Genomic DNA, 17,754 nt, shown 5'->3' with positions numbered 1-17,754 from the left:
ACGGAGCGCAAGATGGTGATGGAGCCGTATAATCCGCCGCAGGATCCCTGGCTGGTCATTTTGTATCAGGATGAACACATTATGGTGGTCAATAAACCGAGCGGCCTGTTGTCCGTGCCGGGCCGTCTGGATGAGCACAAGGACAGCGTGATGACGCGCATTCAGCGCGATTATCCGCAGGCCGAGTCCGTCCATCGCCTGGACATGGCCACCAGCGGCGTGATTGTGGTGGCGCTGAATAAAGCAGCGGAGCGCGAGCTGAAGCGTCAGTTCCGCGAGCGCGAGCCGAAGAAGCAGTATGTTGCCCGCGTCTGGGGCCACCCGGCGCAGGCGGAAGGGCTGGTGGATTTACCGCTGATTTGCGACTGGCCGAACAGGCCAAAGCAGAAGGTGTGTTATGAAACCGGCAAGGCCGCGCAAACCGAATATGAAGTGCTGGAGTACGCGCCGGATAACACCGCGCGCGTCCTGCTTAAGCCGATTACCGGACGTTCACACCAGCTGCGCGTGCATATGCTTGCGCTGGGTCACCCGATTCTGGGTGACCGCTTCTACGCCCCGCCAGAGGCCCTGGCGTTAGCGCCACGCCTGCAGCTTCATGCGCAGACGCTCACCATCACCCACCCTACTTTCGGTAACGCGATGACGTTTAAAGCCCCGGTGGACTTCTGAAAAAAAAGCCCGACATTGTCGGGCTTTTTCTTATTTGAAACCTTTCTTCTCTTTAATGAGCTCGTACGCCTTCTGGATTTCCTGCGCTTTTTGCTTCGCCATCTCCATCATTTCCGGCGGTAAGCCTTTCGCCACCAGCTTGTCAGGATGATGCTCGCTCATCAGCTTACGGTAGGCACGTTTAATCGTGGTTTGATCGTCCGTGGGCTTCACGCCAAGCACGTTGCAGGCATCTTCCAGCGTCGGGCCACGCTGCGCCTGCTGCCATGCACCGCCGGAAGACTGCTGGTGATAGCCGCCGCCAAACTGGGCGCCGCCCTGCATCATGCGCAGGAACTGGTCAAACTGCATACGGGAGATACCCAGTTCTTCCGCAATAACGTACAGGACATCGCGTTCATTGGGGTGAAGCGAGCCGTCGGCAAACGCCGCCTGGATTTGGATTTCCAGAAACATCCGAATTAAATCAAAACGTCCGAAGCAGATGCTGCGGAACTGGCGCATCTTTTCACGCAGCGGATAGTTATCCGATTTACCGATGCGAAACGCATTCTGCGCCGCCAGGCGGGACTCACCATGCAGGTTCATGCGATCCATAAAAACGCTGGCAATCTGAATATCCGCTTCGGTCACGCGGCCTTTGGATTTGGTTAAGTGCCCCATGACCTCAAAGGTGGTGGAGAAAAAGAGCGACTGGCGCTCGCGCTGATTGGCAAACCAGGCCATTTTGCGGCTGCGTGCTTTATCAAACATATGGCCAATGATAAGCCCAAGCACAATTCCCCAGAACCCGGCACCCATGATGATGGCGAACGCAACGCCGATTATTTTACCCCAATACTGCATATACTCCCCGGATAGTCATATTCCCTGCCGACGCAACGTCATCATCACAGTGTTCAAGCCACGGTCAATTGAAGGACATCGCCTATAATTTGCTTTATCATACTCGTCATTCGATAGCGAGCCTAACACTCTGGCGCGCAAACGGGCAGGATTAACGCTGGTACTGCGCTGATGAGTAAGATAGTCTCTGAGCGTTTGTAAGCCGTAGCCACTGATGACGGAACAATAAAATATAACGTATGAAAAAACGTATCCCCACCCTCCTGGCCACAATGATTGGCTCCGCCCTGTACAGTCAACAGGGGCTGGCGGCCGATCTCGCCTCGCAGTGTATGCTTGGCGTCCCAAGTTATAATCGCCCACTGGTGGAGGGCGATACAAATAGCTTGCCGGTAACCATTACTGCCGATAGCTCCAAAGGTACTTATCCTGACAATGCCACGTTTACGGGCAATGTGGATATTAACCAGGGCAATAGCCGCCTGCAGGCTGATGAAGTGCAGTTGCACCAGAAGCAGCCGGAAGGCGCGGTCGAGCCGGTACGAACGGTGGATGCGCTGGGTAATGTGCACTATGACGACAATCAGGTCATCCTGAAAGGTCCGAAAGCCTGGTCAAACCTGAATACCAAAGATACTAACGTCTGGGAAGGTGATTACCAGATGGTGGGTCGCCAGGGACGCGGTAAAGCGGACCTGATGAAACAGCGCGGTGAAAACCGCTATACGATTCTGGAGAATGGCTCCTTTACATCATGTCTGCCGGGTTCAAATACCTGGAGCGTGGTCGGGAGCGAAGTTATCCATGACCGTGAAGAGCAGGTCGCAGAGATCTGGAACGCACGTTTTAAGCTGGGTCCGGTGCCGGTATTCTACAGCCCTTATCTCCAGCTTCCCGTAGGTGACAAGCGTCGCTCGGGCTTCCTGATCCCGAATGCCAAATACAGCACCACGAACTACTTTGAGTTCTACCTGCCGTATTACTGGAACATCGCGCCCAACATGGACGCCACGATCACGCCGCACTATATCCACAAGCGCGGCAACATCATGTGGGAGAACGAGTTCCGCTATCTGACTCAGGCCGGTGCTGGCCTGATGGAGCTGGATTATCTGCCGTCGGATAAGGTCTTCCAGGATGAGCACCCTACAGAAGGCGATAAACACCGCTGGCTATTCTACTGGCAGCATGCCGGAGTGATGGATCAGGTGTGGCGCTTTAACGTTGACTATACCAAAGTTAGCGACTCATCTTATTTTAACGACTTTTCGTCTAAATACGGTTCGAGCACGGATGGCTATGCCACGCAGAAGTTCAGCGTAGGCTATGCGGTGCAGAACTTTGATGCAACCGTCTCAACCAAACAGTTCCAGGTATTCTCTGACCAGTCCACGCCTACCTATGGTGCAGAGCCGCAGCTGGACGTTAACTGGTATCAGAATAATGTAGGTCCATTCGACACCCGGGTTTACGCTCAGGCGGTACATTTCGTGAACACGGATTCGGACATGCCGGAAGCTACGCGTGTTCACCTGGAGCCGACGATCAATCTGCCGTGGTCTAACAACTGGGCAAGCCTGAATACCGAAGCCAAGCTGATGGCGACGCACTATCAGCAAAAAAATGTTGATAATTACAACACCACGAACAATGCGCATCTGGAAGAGTCGGTTAACCGAACGCTCCCGCAGTTCAAAATGGACGGGAAGCTGATCTTCGAGCGTGATATGGGCCTGCTGGCGGATGGTTATACCCAGACGCTTGAGCCGCGTATGCAGTATTTGTACGTGCCATATCGCGATCAGAGCAAGATTCAGAACTACGACTCGTCTTTACTGCAGTCTGACTACAGCGGCCTGTTCCGCGATCGTACTTACGGCGGTCTGGACCGTATCGCATCCGCTAACCAGTTAACGACCGGCGTCACAACACGCGTTTATGATGATGCCGCCGTTGAACGTTTTAACGTTTCTGTTGGTCAAATCTACTATTTCACCGAGTCACGTACCGGTGATGACAACATTCAGTGGGAGAAAGACAACAAAACGGGATCGCTGGTATGGGCGGGAGATACGTACTGGCGCATGACTGACCGTTGGGGCCTGCGCGGTGGTGTGCAATATGACACTCGCCTCGATAATATCGCCACAAGCAGTGCCGCTATTGAGTACCGTCGCGATGAAGACCGCATGGTACAGTTGACGTATCGTTATGCCAGCCCGGAATATATTCAGGCAACATTGCCTTCTTATGCAGGCGCAGAACAGTATAAAGACGGCATCTCGCAGGTTGGTGGTGCAGCAAGCTGGCCTATCGCCGACCGCTGGTCAATCGTAGGCGCTTACTACTTTGACACTAACGCGAATAAGCCAGCGGACCAGATGGTAGGTCTGCAATATAACTCCTGCTGTTACGCGCTGCGCGTCGGTTACGAGCGTAAGCTTAACGGCTGGGACACTGTAAACAATCAGAGCAAATACGATAACGTGATTGGCTTTAATGTCGAACTGCGCGGCCTGAGCTCCAACTACGGCCTGGGCACGCATCAGATGCTGCGTTCGAACATTCTGCCGTACAGTAGTTCTTTGTAATGTGCTTGATTTACAACGTAATCCGCTTTGCGGTTAATTGAAATGGAAAAAGTATGAAGAACTGGAAAACGCTGCTGCTTGGTGTCGCTATGGTTGCGAATACCAGCTTCGCGGCCCCCCAGGTTGTTGATAAGGTCGCCGCTGTCGTTAACAACGGCGTCGTGCTCGAAAGTGACGTTGATGGTCTGATGAAATCCGTGAAGCTCAATTCGGGCGAAGCGGGTCAGCAACTTCCGGATGACGCCACGCTGCGCCACCAGATCCTGGAGCGTCTGATCATGGATCAGATTATCCTGCAGATGGGTCAGAAAATGGGCGTGAAGGTGACTGACGAGCAGCTCGATCAGGCTATCACTAACATTGCAAAGCAGAACAACATGTCGCCGGACCAGATGCGCAGCCGTCTGGCCTATGACGGCATCAGCTACGCTACCTACCGTAACCAGATCCGTAAAGAGATGCTGATCTCGGAAGTGCGTAACAATGAAGTGCGTCGTCGCGTTACGATCCTGCCGCAGGAAGTGGATGCGCTGGCAAAACAGGTGGGCAACCAGAACGATGCGAGCACAGAGCTGAATCTGAGCCACATTCTGATCCCACTGCCAGAGAACCCAACGTCAGATCAGGCTGCTGAAGCAGAAAGTCAGGCACGTTCAATTGTCGACCAGGCGCGTAACGGCGGCGACTTTGGCAAGCTGGCTATCACCTACTCTGCTGACCAACAGGCCCTGAAAGGCGGTCAGATGGGCTGGGGACGTATCCAGGAGCTGCCATCTATCTTTGCTCAGGCGCTGAGCACGGCGAAGAAAGGCGATATCGTCGGTCCAATCCGTTCAGGGGTGGGCTTCCACATTCTGAAAGTGAACGATCTGCGCGGTCAGAGCCAGAATATCTCCGTGACTGAAGTTCACGCCCGCCACATTCTGCTGAAGCCGTCACCGATCATGACTGACGATCAGGCGCGTGCGAAGCTGGAGCAAATTGCCGCAGATATTAAGAGCGGTAAAACGTCGTTTGCCAATGCAGCGAAAGAGTTCTCTCAGGATCCTGGCTCTGCGAACCAGGGCGGCGATCTGGGCTGGGCGGCTGCGGACATTTACGATCCTGCCTTCCGCGATGCGCTGATGAAGCTGAATAAAGGCCAGATCAGTGCCCCGGTTCACTCTTCATTTGGCTGGCATCTGATCGAGCTGATGGACACCCGCAACGTGGACAAAACGGATGCGGCGCAGAAAGACAGAGCCTACCGTATGCTGTTTAACCGTAAGTTCTCCGAAGAAGCGGCAACCTGGATGCAGGAACAGCGCGCCAGTGCTTACGTGAAAGTCCTGAGCAACTAATGAAACAGCATCGTGTTGTTATCACTCCCGGCGAACCCGCCGGGATTGGGCCTGACCTCGTTGTCCAGCTCGCCCAGCGCAGCTGGCCAGTAGAATTGGTTGTCTGCGCGGATGCAACACTGTTACAAGACCGGGCGAATCTGCTCGGTCTGCCCTTAACGCTCATCCCCTACGTTGAAGGCCAACAGCCCGCACCACAGCAGGCCGGTACGCTCACTCTTCTTTCTGTTCCCCTTCGTACTCCCGTTGTTCCAGGCCAGCTCAGCACGGAAAATGGCCACTACGTCGTGGAAACCCTTGCCCGCGCCTGCGACGGTTGCCTGAAGGGCGAATTTGCCGCTCTGATTACCGGCCCCGTGCATAAGGGCGTCATCAACGAAGCGGGCATCCCTTTTACCGGGCATACGGAGTTCTTCGAAGAGCGCTCGCACAGCCCGAAAGTGGTGATGATGCTGGCGACGGAAGCGATGCGCGTTGCTCTCGTGACCACCCATCTACCGATCAAGGCCATTCCTGATGCCATCACCCCGGAACTGCTGCGGGAGATCATCGGGATCCTGCATCACGATCTGCAGACAAAATTCGGGATCCCGCAGCCGCATGTGCTGGTCTGCGGCCTCAATCCGCACGCCGGCGAAGGCGGGCACATGGGCACCGAAGAGATCGACACCATTATTCCGGTGCTTGAAGAAATGCGCGCCAAAGGGATGAATCTCAGCGGGCCGCTGCCTGCGGACACCCTTTTCCAGCCAAAATACCTGGATAATGCCGACGCCGTCCTCGCGATGTACCACGATCAGGGTCTGCCCGTGCTAAAATACCAGGGCTTTGGCCGCGGGGTGAATATCACCCTTGGTTTACCCTTTATTCGAACGTCCGTTGACCACGGCACTGCGCTGGATCTGGCAGGCCAGAAGAAAGCGGATGTCGGCAGTTTTATTACGGCGCTTAATCTCGCCATCAAAATGATTGTTAATACTCAATGACTAATCGAGTCCATCAGGGCCACTTAGCCCGTAAACGCTTCGGGCAAAACTTTCTCAACGATCAGTTCGTGATCGACAGCATCGTGTCTGCTATTAATCCGCAGAAGGGTCAGGCTATGGTCGAAATCGGCCCGGGCCTTGCCGCACTGACCGAGCCGGTAGGCGAACGCCTCGACGAGCTGACCGTTATCGAACTGGACCGCGACCTGGCCGCACGCCTGCAAACGCACCCGTTCCTCGGACCAAAGCTGACCATCTATCAGCAGGATGCCATGACCATGAACTTTGGCGAACTGTCGGAAAAAATGGGCCAGCCGCTGCGCGTGTTCGGCAACCTGCCGTATAACATCTCCACGCCGCTAATGTTCCACCTCTTTAGCTATACTGATGCCATTGCCGACATGCACTTCATGTTGCAAAAAGAGGTTGTTAACCGTCTGGTTGCAGGGCCGAACAGTAAAGCGTATGGTCGTTTAAGCGTGATGGCACAATATTACTGCAACGTGATCCCGGTACTCGAAGTACCGCCATCAGCGTTCACGCCGCCACCGAAAGTAGATTCTGCGGTTGTGCGCCTTGTGCCGCACAAAACGAAACCGTATCCGGTTAAAGATCTGCGTGTACTGAGCCGCATCACCACGGAAGCCTTTAACCAGCGCCGTAAAACGATCCGTAACAGTCTGAGCAATTCGTTTACCGTTGAGGTGTTAGCAGAGCTGGGGATCGACCCGGCAATGCGTGCGGAAAACATTTCCGTAGAGCAGTACTGCAAGCTGGCTAATTACATCAGCGAAAATGCGCCGCCGAAGGAGAGTTAAGCCATGATTGATTCGCCCCGCGTATGTGTCCATGTACAAAGCGTCTATGTTGAATCGCAATCATCGCCGGATGAAGAACGTTTTGTCTTTGCTTACACCGTGACCATTCGCAATCTGGGGCGGATGCCCGTGCAGCTGCGCGGGCGCTACTGGCTTATCACCAACGGCAATGGCCGCGAAATTGAAGTTCAGGGTGAAGGTGTGGTCGGTGAACAGCCCCACATCGCCCCTGGCGAAGAGTATCAGTACACCAGCGGCGCGGTAATTGAAACGCCGCTGGGTACCATGCAAGGCCATTATGAAATGGTCGACGTCGATGGCAATGTGTTCCGCGTTGCTATTCCTGTGTTCCGTCTCGCCGTAACCACACTCATTCATTAATCTAATGTCTACATATCTGATTGGCGACGTTCACGGTTGCTACGATGAACTGATCGCATTGTTAAAACAGGTCGACTTTACGCCAGGACAGGACACGCTCTGGCTGACGGGCGATTTAGTCGCGCGTGGCCCGGGCTCGCTTGAGGTTTTACGTTTCGTCAAATCTCTGGGCGACAGCGTGCGCATGGTGCTGGGCAATCACGATCTTCACCTGTTGGCCGTATTTGCCGGGATCAGCCGCAACAAACCTAAAGATCGCCTCTCTCCCCTGCTGGATGCGCCAGACGCGGACGAACTGATTAACTGGCTGCGCCGCCAGCCTTTACTGCAGGTCGATGAGGAGAAAAAGCTGGTCATGGCTCATGCCGGGATCACCCCGCAATGGGATCTTGAGACGGCTAAAACCTGCGCGCGTGACGTTGAGGCGGTGCTGGCGAGCGACTCGTACCCCTTCTTCCTTGATGCCATGTACGGCGATATGCCGAATCACTGGAGCGAGGATCTCAGCGGTCTGGCCCGCCTGCGCTTTATTACCAACGCTTTTACGCGCATGCGTTTCTGCTTCCCGAACGGGCAGCTGGATATGTATTCCAAAGAGACGCCGGAAAGCGCGCCTGCCCCGCTCAAACCGTGGTTTGCCATTCCTGGACCCGTGACAAGCGAGTACAACGTCGTCTTTGGCCACTGGGCTGCGCTGGAAGGAAAAGGCACGCCGGACGGGATCTACGGTCTGGATACCGGATGCTGCTGGGGCGGAGAGTTGACCTGCTTACGCTGGGAAGATAAAACTTACTTTGTTCAGCCGTCCAACCGACAGCTGGACTTAGGGGGAAGTGAGGCCGTTGCCTCCTGAATCATTCCCTCTCCCGGGCGGGAGAGGGACATCACTTAACGACGTTCCAGAATCTCGAAGCAGTAGCTGTGGGAGTTCTGTGCATCCGCGTCGTGGAACTCGCTGAATACCGATTCCCACTCGTCCGGATCGTAATCCGGGAAATGGGTGTCCCCTTCCACTTCCGCATCAATGTGGGTCAGATACAGCTTCTGCGCTTTTGGCAGGAACTGCTCATACACGCGGCCGCCGCCGATCACCATGATCTCTTCGGCGTCACCGCAGGCGGCAATCGCTTCATCAACGGACTTAACCCATTCGACGCGATCGTCAGTGCCCGGCTGGCTACTGATAACGATATTCTTACGGCCCGGCAATGGACGACCAATCGACTCCCAGGTCAGGCGGCCCATCACTACCGGCTTGTTTAACGTAGTACGTTTAAACCATGCGAGATCGGCAGGCAGGTTCCACGGCATGGCATTTTCCATACCGATAACGCGGTCCACCGCCAGCGCTGCAATCAGACTGATCATTGAAAATTTCCCGGATGCAAAAAATTGCCGCCACTATACGGAAAGCTTAATCTTTCGTCGACTGGCGGCAGAGTAAAGATAGAGAAATTTTTTATTATTGCTGGCAACTCCACTTCACGCGGAAGGTTTACTCTCGGGCTCGTCAGCCGGATCGCCGGTATGCTTGCCCTCTTCCGTGCCCTGCCAGCCATGGCGCTGGATCAGCGACAGGTGATTGCGGTCCTCGTTAATGATTTCTGTCAGCATGGCGCTGGTGCGTTTAAACACCGCCGCACGCTCCGTGGCCGTACTGCCGGCCATCGCCGCCATCTCTTCCACCATCCCGGTGTTAAAGCGGCGGAACAGGTCCGCACGTTCGCGCGCTTCATACGCGCCGAGCCCCAGATTCTCCAGCGCCAGGCGGCCAGACTTCAGCGCGCCTTCGAACGTTTCACGCTCCGGCGCTTCTACGCCCGCCTGACGCAGCCGGATGTAATGATCCACATCGCGCGCGCGGGAGATAATGGTCAGCCCCGGAAAATGCTCTTTTACCAGCTCCACCATCTGCATGCTGGTCTCAGGATCGTCAATGGCGTTAATCAATACCTCGGCTTTTGCCGCCCCGGCGGATTCCAGCAGATCGACGCGAGTCGCATCGCCGTAAAACACCTTCATATCAAATTTACGCAGGGTATCGACATGGTCAGGATCGTGATCGAGAATCACCATTTTCACCCCGCTTGACAGCAGTAAACGCCCGACGATCTGCCCGTAGCGACCAAATCCGGCGATGATGACGCGCGGCTGCTCCTCATCGATCTCGTCGGCTTCGCGCTCCTGCTCGCTGCCTGATTTTTCCAGACGCGTCAGCACCACCAGTAGAACAGGCGTTGCCGCCATCGAAAGCGCGACCGCCAGCGTCAGCGCTTTCGCCCACTCGGGATCGAGCACGTTTGCCATCTGCGCGGCACCAAAGACCACGAATGCAAATTCGCTCCCCTGACCCAGCAGTACGGCAAACCAGCGGCGCTGCTTGTTCGGCACCTTCAATGGACGCGCAATCAGCCACAGCATCACCATTTTAATCACCAGGAAACCGACGAGCAGGATGACGATCCGCAGCGGGTGCGTGACCAGCGTGCCGAAGTCGACGGACATCCCCACGCCGATGAAAAACAGCCCCAGCAGCAGCCCTTTGAACGGCTCGATATCGCTTTCCAGGGCGTGACGATATTCAGAGCTCGCCAGCAGAACGCCTGCGAGGAACGCCCCCATCGCCATCGACAGTCCGGCTTCCTCCAGCAGCAAACCAAAGCCAAACACCAGGAACAGCGCCACGGCGCTGAACACTTCGCGCAGGCCTGAACGGGCAACAAACCGCAGTAACGGGCGGGTCACGTAGCGGCCAAGCAGGACCACCAGCGCCAGCGCCCCCACGACTTTTAATGCCGACAGCGCAAACGCCCCCAGCGTCGTGGACGAGCCGCTTGCCGCCAGCAACGGGATCATCGCCACCAGCGGAATAGCGGCGATATCCTGGAACAGCAGCACCGAGAACGCGCTGCGTCCCATCTGCGAGACCGTCAGATTTCGCTCGTTCATCGCCTGCATGGCGATGGCCGTCGAGGAGAGCGCAAGCGTCATGCCGATAAGCTCCGCCACTTTCCAGTCCATGCCCAACAGGATGCAGAACCCACCGAGCAGCAGGCCGCAGGCCACCATCTGCAGCGCGCCTCCGCCAAATACCGAGGCGCGAAGTTTCCATAACCTCTGCGGATCCAGCTCCAGACCAATCACAAACAGCATCAGCACGACGCCAATTTCAGCGAAATGGAGGATCGCCTCCGCATCCGTTACCAGTCGAAAGCCCCAGGGCCCAATGACGCAGCCCGCAATCAGGTAGCCAAGAACCGACCCCAGCCCCAGACGTACCGCCACCGGCACAATCAGCGCCGCCGCGCCGAGATAAATCAGCGCCTGTATCAGCGTATGGCTATCCATGATGCGTCTCCTGCCACTCAAGCAAGCGTTGTTTATAATGGCGAGCCTGCGCCTGCAGCGTTTCATCGTCGCAAACAAAGGTGCAATGCATCGCAAAAGGCGGGAGCCAGTTCAGCCCGCAGTAAAGCGCCGTAGCCTGCAGCGGCTGCGCCAGAACCTCAAAACCCGGGAAGGAACCGATATCAAAGTGACTTTCTCCTCCGCCCGTAGTGACCGCCCACATCAGACTTTTGCCTTTTAGCGCATGGCCGTTGTGGCCATACGCCCAGCCGTGAGAGAAGACCTTATCGATCCACAGTTTCAGGAGTGGGGGCGTACTGTACCACTGCATAGGATGTTGCCAGATAATCAGATCGGCACGGGTTAGCGCCTCCTGTTCAGCGGCGATATCAATATTAAAATCGGGATAGAGTTGATAGAGGGAACGTATCTCTACGTTATCCAGCGTCCTTACTTGCTCAAGCATCCGCTTATTCGCATGCGAGTGCTGCGGATAGGGATGGGCATAAATTATAAGAATCATTGATTAGCCTGTTGTTACTGCCTTCTTTTAACAAAAGAGTGTAGTCAGTAATTCAACAGGCTAATAGTGAATATTATTGACGGGCTTACGTCAGAATTCTGAATTAGTTATCCAGCTCGCCCATGGATTTCACCTGGTCGCGATTAATCTGTTCAGTTTGACCGGTTTCGGCGTTTTTGTACGACACCAGGCCGGTATCGTCATCCACCTGCGGTTTCCCGTCGGTGACAATCGTTTTGCCATCGGTGGTTTTTACGGCCTGATTGGACGAACAGCCCGCGACGGTAAACATTGCGGTGGCAGCCAGAACGGAAGCGATCAGTAATTTATTTTGCATGGTGTTTTCCCCTGCTCTCAGTTGAATTTTCGTTATCGACCTAACTATTTTAGGCTAACTGACTGAAAGCGGATGAAAAACCAGAAGGTTCTTAAGATGGGAAAATTGCCCGGTAACCGAACGGTACCGGGCAATGGGGGTTACTTGCTAATCTGCGCGTGCATTTCCTGCACCGAAATCACCTTTTCGGTGGCATCCGCATTCAGCGCCATCGCTGTTGCGAAACCGCCGTTCAGGGTGGTGTCGTAGTGCACTTTGTATTGCAGCGCGCTGCGGCGAATCAGCTTGGAGTCTTCAATCGCCTGGCGTCCTGCGGTGGTGTTGATGATGTAGGTATATTCGCCATTCTTGATACGATCCTGAATGTGCGGACGACCTTCATGCACTTTGTTCACCAGACGCGGGTTAATACCGGCTTCACCCAGCACAATCGCCGTACCGTGGGTTGCGTCCAGCTCGAAGCCCTGTTTCAGCAGCTTGGCGGCCAGGTCAACCACGCGCTCTTTATCGCCTTCGCGAACGGAGAGCAGCGCACGGCCCGATTTTCTCATGGTAGAGCTGCTGCCCAGCTGCGCCTTGGCAAACGCTTCTGCGAAAGTGCGGCCCACGCCCATTACTTCCCCGGTCGAGCGCATCTCTGGCCCTAACAGCGGGTCAACGCCCGGGAATTTGTTGAACGGCAGCACCACCTCTTTCACCGAGTAATACGGCGGGATGATCTCTTTTGTCACGCCCTGCTGCGCCAGCGTCTGGCCAGCCATCACACGCGCCGCCACTTTCGCCAGCGGAATGCCGGTCGCTTTAGAGACGAACGGTACGGTACGCGCCGCACGCGGGTTGACTTCAATCAGATAAACTTCGTTGTCTTTCACCGCGAACTGAACGTTCATCAGGCCACGAACCTGCAGCTCAAAGGCCAGCTTCTGCACCTGCTGGCGCATCACGTCCTGAATTTCCTGGCTCAGCGTGTAGGCCGGCAGAGAACAGGCGGAGTCGCCGGAGTGCACGCCCGCCTGCTCGATGTGCTCCATGATGCCGCCAATCAGCACCATTTCGCCGTCGCAGATAGCGTCAACGTCCACCTCAACCGCGTCGTCGAGGAAGCGATCAAGCAGTACTGGCGCATCGTTGGAAACGCTCACCGCCGTCTGGAAGTAGCGACGCAGGTCGGCTTCGTCGTAGACAATTTCCATCGCGCGGCCGCCCAGGACGTAGGAAGGACGCACCACCAGCGGGTAACCAATCTCCTTAGCCTTCTCAACGGCCATTTCAATGGCGGTCACGGTGGCGTTCGCCGGCTGTTTCAGCTTGAGACGGTCAACCGCCTGCTGGAAACGCTCACGGTCTTCCGCGCGGTCAATCGCGTCCGGGCTGGTGCCGATAACCGGCACGCCTGCGGCTTCCAGCGCGCGCGCCAGCTTCAGCGGAGTCTGGCCGCCGTACTGCACGATCACGCCTTTTGGCTTCTCGATGCGCACGATTTCCAGCACGTCTTCCAGGGTAACCGGCTCGAAGTAGAGGCGATCGGAGGTGTCGTAGTCGGTAGAAACGGTTTCCGGGTTACAGTTGACCATGATGGTCTCGTAACCGTCTTCGCGCAGCGCCAGCGAGGCGTGCACGCAGCAGTAGTCGAACTCGATGCCCTGGCCGATACGGTTTGGACCGCCGCCCAGCACCATAATCTTGTCGCGGTCGACGGACGGATTCGCTTCGCACTCGTCTTCATAGGTGGAGTACATGTACGCGGTATCGGTCGAGAACTCGGCCGCGCAGGTGTCCACGCGCTTGTAAACCGGGTGCAGGTCATACTGGTCGCGCAGCTTGCGGATTTCCGCTTCGCGCACGCCCGCCAGCTTAGCCAGACGCGCATCGGCGAAGCCTTTACGCTTCAGCATGCGCAGGAAGTCTGCGTCCAGGCCGTTGATGCCCAGCTCCGCCACTTTCTCTTCCAGACGCACCAGCTCTTCAATCTGCACCAGGAACCAGCGGTCGATGTTGGTAAGGTTAAATACGCCGTCGACGGACAGGCCCGCGCGGAAGGCATCGGCGATGTACCAGATACGTTCTGCGCCCGCGTCTTTCAGCTCGCGGCGGATTTTGGTCAGCGCTTCCGGGTCGTCCAGGCTCACTTTCGGGTCAAAGCCGGTGGCGCCCACTTCCAGACCGCGCAGCGCTTTTTGCAGGGATTCCTGCTGCGTGCGGCCAATCGCCATCACTTCACCCACAGATTTCATCTGGGTCGTCAGACGGTCGTTCGCGCCCGCGAATTTCTCGAAGTTAAAGCGAGGAATTTTAGTCACAACGTAGTCGATGGACGGCTCGAAGGACGCAGGCGTGCGGCCACCGGTGATGTCGTTCATCAGCTCGTCGAGGGTGTAACCCACTGCCAGCTTCGCCGCCACTTTCGCAATCGGGAAGCCGGTGGCTTTGGAGGCCAGCGCGGAGGAGCGGGAGACGCGCGGGTTCATTTCGATAACAATCAGACGACCGGTTTTCGGGTTCACCGAGAACTGCACGTTAGAACCGCCGGTTTCCACGCCGATTTCACGCAGTACCGCCATCGAGGCGTTACGCATGATTTGATACTCTTTGTCGGTCAGCGTCTGGGCTGGCGCAACGGTGATGGAGTCGCCGGTGTGGATACCCATCGCATCGAAGTTTTCGATGGAGCAGACGATGATGCAGTTGTCGTTTTTATCACGCACCACTTCCATCTCGTACTCTTTCCAGCCAATCAGCGATTCATCAATCAGCAGCTCTTTGGTTGGGGATAGATCCAGACCGCGCTCGCAAATCTCTTCGAACTCTTCGCGGTTGTAGGCGATACCGCCACCGGTGCCGCCCATGGTGAACGATGGACGGATGATGCACGGATAGCCCACTTCAGCCGCAACGGCCAGCGCCTCTTCCATGTTATGCGCAATACCGGAGCGCGCGGTGTCGAGGCCGATTTTCTTCATCGCCACGTCAAAGCGGCGACGGTCTTCTGCTTTATCAATCGCGTCGGCGGTCGCACCAATCATGGTGACGCCAAATTCAGCCAGCACGCCCTGACGCTCCAGCTCCAGCGCGCAGTTCAGCGCCGTCTGGCCGCCCATGGTTGGCAGCACCGCGTCCGGACGCTCTTTCTCGATGATTTTACGTACCACTTCCCAGTGAATCGGCTCGATGTAGGTGGCATCCGCCATTTCCGGGTCGGTCATGATGGTGGCCGGGTTAGAGTTAACCAGGATGACGCGGTAACCCTCTTCGCGCAGCGCTTTACACGCCTGCGCGCCGGAGTAGTCGAATTCGCAGGCCTGGCCGATGACGATCGGGCCAGCGCCAAGGATCAGGATGCTTTTTATGTCTGTACGTTTTGGCATGGTCTTCTCGGCTCCTGATTATTTAGCGGTCTTACGGTATTGCTCGATAAGTTCGATGAAGTGATCGAACAGCGGCGCGGCGTCGTGCGGGCCCGGGCTGGCTTCCGGGTGGCCCTGGAAGCTGAACGCTGGCTTATCGGTTCGGTGGATACCCTGCAGGGTGCCATCGAACAGTGATTTGTGCGTCACGCGCAGGTTAGCCGACATAGAGGCTTCATCGACGGCGAAACCGTGGTTCTGCGCGGTAATCATCACCGTATTGTTATCAATGTCTTTCACCGGGTGGTTACCACCGTGGTGGCCGAACTTCATCTTGACGGTGTTCGCACCGCTCGCCAGCGCCAGCAGCTGATGGCCGAGGCAGATGCCGAATACCGGGATGTCGGTTTCCAGGAAGGACTTGATGGCGTCGATAGCGTAATCGCACGGTGCCGGGTCGCCTGGGCCGTTAGAGAGGAAGATGCCGTCCGGGTTCATCTTCAGCACCTCCTCAGCGGAGGTTTTCGCCGGTACCACCGTCAGGCGGCAGCCGCGGTCAACCAGCATGCGCAGGATGTTGCGCTTGGCACCAAAATCATAGGCCACCACGTGGAACGGCAGTTCGCTCTCTTTTTTCGCTTCCGGCAGGTCGCCTTCCAGCGTCCAGCTCCCCTGCGTCCAGCTGTAGGCTTCGGCGGTAGTCACTTCTTTCGCCAGGTCCATGCCGTTCAGGCCTGGGAAGGCTTTCGCTTTTTCCAGCGCCAGGGCCGCATCGAGGTTATCACCCGCGATGATGCAGCCGTTCTGTGCACCCTTCTCGCGCAGCAGACGCGTTAACTTACGGGTATCGATATCGGCAATCGCCACGATGTTATGGCGCTTCAGGTAAGAAGAGAGGTCTTCAGTGTTGCGGAAGTTGCTGGCAATCAGCGGCAGGTCGCGAATGACCAGGCCTTGCGCATGTACCTGAGAGGATTCTTCGTCAGCCGCATTGGTGCCGACATTGCCGATATGAGGATAAGTAAGAGTAACGATTTGGCGAGAATAGGAAGGATCAGTGAGGATTTCTTGATAACCGGTCATTGAAGTATTGAAAACGACTTCCCCAACCGCCGAACCCGTTGCCCCTATGGCCCGACCGATAAACTGGGTTCCGTCTTCCAGAACCAATAGCGCTGACTTAATCAAAACACCCTCCAGAGAATATTCACTCACTTTATTTGCATATTAATTCATGACTATGTCATAGATCAATGCAAATGTGTTGCCAGCGGATTTTTGGCAAACGGCGGCATTCTGGAGATTTGGTGGGTAAAAGTCAACTTAAAACGGATATTTTGTTTATTCTTTTGCAGGACTGGAAGCTTGAATAGGATTTAACGGGCAAAAAGATCAGGTAAATCATCCTGGAAAACGCTTGCGCGGTAGGTTTTATGGAAATTAAGAGACGAGAGCGACAAAAAGTGGACCAAATGGTCAAAATTTACATTCAATTCACATAATAATGGCATAAAACTCAGATTTATGACCATTAACAATCAAAATCCATCTAAAACAAATAAAATAAGAGGGCAATAAATTATTGCCCTATGCAATCAATACATTACGACTGCAATAACCACATCACGATGGGTAATAAAGCTTACAAATTGTTGAGATCCAGCACATCTCGCATATCAAAAAGACCCTTTTCTTTCGTTTTCAGCCACAATGCGGAGCGTACTGCGCCATTGGCGAACGTCATGCGGCTTGACGCTTTGTGCGTAATCTCAACACGTTCGCCAATATCGGCGAACATCGCCGTGTGTTCGCCGACGATATCGCCCGCCCGGACGGTTGCGAAACCAATGGTGCCCGGCACGCGTTCTCCGGTATGCCCTTCACGGGAATAGACCGCGATGTCTTTTAAATCTTTATCCATTGCATAAGCAATCGCTTCTCCCATCGCCAGCGCCGTGCCTGATGGAGCATCAACTTTATGGCGGTGGTGCGCTTCGATAATCTCAATGTCGGTGTAGTCGCCCATCACCTTCGCCGCTTTTTCCAGCAGCTTCAGCATGACATTAACGCCTACGCTAAAGTTCGCTGCAAAGACAATCGCAATGTCGGTGGCTGCATCCTGAATGGCCTGTTTACCCGCATCATCGAAGCCGGTAGTGCCAATCACCATCCCTTTACCGTGCTGGCGGCAAAACGCCAGGTGAGTCAGGGTGCCTTCGGGACGGGTAAAGTCGATGAACACGTCAAAGTCATCTTTCACCGCATCAAGGCTGCTCTGAACGGTAACACCTGTCTTGCCCGCGCCGGCCAGTTCACCCGCATCAGATCCCAGCAGGGATGAACCTTCACGCTCCAGCGCCGCGCCGAGTGCCACGCCATCCATTTGTATTGCCGCCTGAATCAGCTGGCGACCCATACGTCCACCCGCGCCCGCAATGGCGACACGGATCTGTGCATCATGCATAGTTATTCTCTTACGTTAAAATGATGTAAACCGTTTTCAGATTAACCAGCCTTCGTAAAGGCTGCCAACTGAAAACACCAATAATTAGAATTTAACGTGAAACC

The 17,754-nt window shown here is 55.5% G+C and carries 15 protein-coding genes; 7 read left to right on the top strand and 8 right to left on the bottom strand.

Annotated features, from left to right (window positions below; genetic code table 11):
• Positions 1–12 precede the first annotated feature (12 nt).
• Positions 13–672 carry a bifunctional tRNA pseudouridine(32) synthase/23S rRNA pseudouridine(746) synthase RluA gene (gene rluA, locus IM303_RS12440; RefSeq protein ID WP_028015484.1) on the top strand — a complete coding sequence of 220 codons (660 nt, stop codon included), beginning with the start codon at positions 13–15 and terminating at the stop codon, positions 670–672.
• 30 nt (positions 673–702) lie between these two features.
• On the opposite strand, the gene djlA is transcribed toward rluA, so the two are convergent.
• A complete protein-coding gene (gene djlA / locus IM303_RS12435; protein ID WP_028015483.1) occupies positions 703–1,518 on the bottom strand; it encodes a co-chaperone DjlA in 816 nt (271 codons plus the stop codon).
• 239 nt (positions 1,519–1,757) lie between these two features.
• On the opposite strand from djlA, the gene lptD reads away from it, so the two are divergent.
• From lptD to apaH, 6 genes are read left to right on the top strand one after another with little or no spacing between them, the layout of a single operon-like run.
• Positions 1,758–4,109 (top strand): LPS assembly protein LptD, encoded by a 2,352-nt coding sequence (lptD, locus tag IM303_RS12430; RefSeq protein WP_048999034.1) that lies wholly within the window; start codon positions 1,758–1,760, stop codon positions 4,107–4,109.
• 53 nt (positions 4,110–4,162) lie between these two features.
• The gene (gene surA / locus IM303_RS12425; RefSeq protein WP_048999032.1) at positions 4,163–5,449 is read left to right on the top strand and encodes a peptidylprolyl isomerase SurA; all 1,287 of its coding nucleotides are present in this window, start codon (positions 4,163–4,165) and stop codon (positions 5,447–5,449) included.
• The gene (gene pdxA, locus IM303_RS12420) at positions 5,449–6,435 is read left to right on the top strand and encodes a 4-hydroxythreonine-4-phosphate dehydrogenase PdxA (protein ID WP_193359990.1); all 987 of its coding nucleotides are present in this window, start codon (positions 5,449–5,451) and stop codon (positions 6,433–6,435) included. The genes surA and pdxA overlap by 1 nt, the downstream gene beginning before the upstream one ends.
• Positions 6,432–7,253: a 16S rRNA (adenine(1518)-N(6)/adenine(1519)-N(6))-dimethyltransferase RsmA gene (gene rsmA / locus IM303_RS12415; protein ID WP_028015479.1), complete on the top strand. Its 822-nt coding sequence runs from the start codon at positions 6,432–6,434 to the stop codon at positions 7,251–7,253. Before pdxA ends, rsmA begins: the two co-directional genes overlap by 4 nt.
• Positions 7,254–7,256: 3 nt before the next feature.
• Positions 7,257–7,634 (top strand): Co2+/Mg2+ efflux protein ApaG, encoded by a 378-nt coding sequence (gene apaG / locus IM303_RS12410; RefSeq protein WP_014882505.1) that lies wholly within the window; start codon positions 7,257–7,259, stop codon positions 7,632–7,634.
• 4 nt (positions 7,635–7,638) lie between these two features.
• Entirely contained in the window at positions 7,639–8,487 is an 849-nt protein-coding gene (gene apaH, locus IM303_RS12405) for a bis(5'-nucleosyl)-tetraphosphatase (symmetrical) ApaH (protein ID WP_048957865.1), read from the top strand.
• 35 nt (positions 8,488–8,522) lie between these two features.
• Here apaH and folA read toward each other — a convergent pair whose 3' ends face one another.
• From folA to dapB, 7 genes are all read right to left on the bottom strand, one after another.
• The gene (folA, locus tag IM303_RS12400; protein ID WP_006173915.1) at positions 8,523–9,002 is read right to left on the bottom strand and encodes a type 3 dihydrofolate reductase; all 480 of its coding nucleotides are present in this window, start codon (positions 9,000–9,002) and stop codon (positions 8,523–8,525) included.
• Positions 9,003–9,116: 114 nt separating this feature from the next.
• Positions 9,117–10,982, bottom strand: coding sequence for a glutathione-regulated potassium-efflux system protein KefC (gene kefC, locus IM303_RS12395; protein WP_048999031.1), 1,866 nt, complete (start codon positions 10,980–10,982; stop codon positions 9,117–9,119).
• Positions 10,975–11,505: a glutathione-regulated potassium-efflux system oxidoreductase KefF gene (gene kefF, locus IM303_RS12390; RefSeq protein ID WP_048999030.1), complete on the bottom strand. Its 531-nt coding sequence runs from the start codon at positions 11,503–11,505 to the stop codon at positions 10,975–10,977. Before kefF ends, kefC begins: the two co-directional genes overlap by 8 nt.
• Positions 11,506–11,608: 103 nt before the next feature.
• Positions 11,609–11,842, bottom strand: a complete 234-nt coding sequence (locus tag IM303_RS12385) for a YgdI/YgdR family lipoprotein (RefSeq protein WP_003856439.1) — start codon at positions 11,840–11,842, stop codon at positions 11,609–11,611.
• 140 nt (positions 11,843–11,982) lie between these two features.
• Positions 11,983–15,207 (bottom strand): carbamoyl-phosphate synthase large subunit, encoded by a 3,225-nt coding sequence (gene carB / locus IM303_RS12380; protein ID WP_041911263.1) that lies wholly within the window; start codon positions 15,205–15,207, stop codon positions 11,983–11,985.
• 18 nt (positions 15,208–15,225) lie between these two features.
• Entirely contained in the window at positions 15,226–16,374 is a 1,149-nt protein-coding gene (carA, locus tag IM303_RS12375; RefSeq protein ID WP_193359989.1) for a glutamine-hydrolyzing carbamoyl-phosphate synthase small subunit, read from the bottom strand.
• 454 nt (positions 16,375–16,828) lie between these two features.
• Entirely contained in the window at positions 16,829–17,650 is an 822-nt protein-coding gene (gene dapB, locus IM303_RS12370; RefSeq protein WP_048999028.1) for a 4-hydroxy-tetrahydrodipicolinate reductase, read from the bottom strand.
• Positions 17,651–17,754: the final 104 nt, after the last annotated feature.

Origin of the sequence: Enterobacter cloacae complex sp. P38RS, from assembly GCF_014930775.1 — a bacterium.
GTDB classification, from domain to species: Bacteria; Pseudomonadota; Gammaproteobacteria; order Enterobacterales; family Enterobacteriaceae; genus Enterobacter; species Enterobacter bugandensis.
Note: the sequence above shows the minus strand (reverse complement) of the source record. Positions and strands in the feature narration are given on the sequence as shown.

Bases quoted from the DNA above. Each gene is read 5' to 3' on its own strand.
- dapB (WP_048999028.1), bottom strand. From the start codon at position 17,650: ATGCATGATGCACAGATCCGTGTCGCCATTGCGGGCGCGGGTGGACGT.
- djlA (WP_028015483.1), bottom strand. From the start codon at position 1,518: ATGCAGTATTGGGGTAAAATAATCGGCGTTGCGTTCGCCATCATCATG.
- kefF (WP_048999030.1), bottom strand. From the start codon at position 11,505: ATGATTCTTATAATTTATGCCCATCCCTATCCGCAGCACTCGCATGCG.
- apaH (WP_048957865.1), top strand. From the start codon at position 7,639: ATGTCTACATATCTGATTGGCGACGTTCACGGTTGCTACGATGAACTG.
- lptD (WP_048999034.1), top strand. From the start codon at position 1,758: ATGAAAAAACGTATCCCCACCCTCCTGGCCACAATGATTGGCTCCGCC.
- kefC (WP_048999031.1), bottom strand. From the start codon at position 10,982: ATGGATAGCCATACGCTGATACAGGCGCTGATTTATCTCGGCGCGGCG.
- rluA (WP_028015484.1), top strand. From the start codon at position 13: ATGGTGATGGAGCCGTATAATCCGCCGCAGGATCCCTGGCTGGTCATT.
- folA (WP_006173915.1), bottom strand. From the start codon at position 9,002: ATGATCAGTCTGATTGCAGCGCTGGCGGTGGACCGCGTTATCGGTATG.
- pdxA (WP_193359990.1), top strand. From the start codon at position 5,449: ATGAAACAGCATCGTGTTGTTATCACTCCCGGCGAACCCGCCGGGATT.
- rsmA (WP_028015479.1), top strand. From the start codon at position 6,432: ATGACTAATCGAGTCCATCAGGGCCACTTAGCCCGTAAACGCTTCGGG.
- carB (WP_041911263.1), bottom strand. From the start codon at position 15,207: ATGCCAAAACGTACAGACATAAAAAGCATCCTGATCCTTGGCGCTGGC.
- IM303_RS12385 (WP_003856439.1), bottom strand. From the start codon at position 11,842: ATGCAAAATAAATTACTGATCGCTTCCGTTCTGGCTGCCACCGCAATG.
- apaG (WP_014882505.1), top strand. From the start codon at position 7,257: ATGATTGATTCGCCCCGCGTATGTGTCCATGTACAAAGCGTCTATGTT.
- surA (WP_048999032.1), top strand. From the start codon at position 4,163: ATGAAGAACTGGAAAACGCTGCTGCTTGGTGTCGCTATGGTTGCGAAT.